Here is a 209-nt window from a genome sequence, read left to right as displayed (position 1 = left end):
AAGCGTATTCTTGAACACTAACGCTGCTGCGGCAGGTGGTTTGATCGCTGCATTGATCGTTGCACGTATTCTATTCGGTAAGGCTGACCTTACAATGGCATTGAACGGCGCACTAGCAGGTTTGGTTGCGATCACTGCAGAGCCTGCTGATCCTTCTCCACTACTAGCAACGATCATTGGTGCGATCGGTGGTGTTATCGTAGTATTCT

1 pseudogene is annotated in these 209 nt (G+C 49.3%); it reads left to right on the top strand.

From position 1 onward, the window contains the following. Positions 1–209 (top strand): annotated as a pseudogene (locus A3735_RS09885) (ammonium transporter); the annotation flags it as partial.

Source organism: Oleiphilus sp. HI0061 (assembly GCF_001635675.1).
This window is presented reverse-complemented; position numbering and strand designations above follow the sequence as displayed.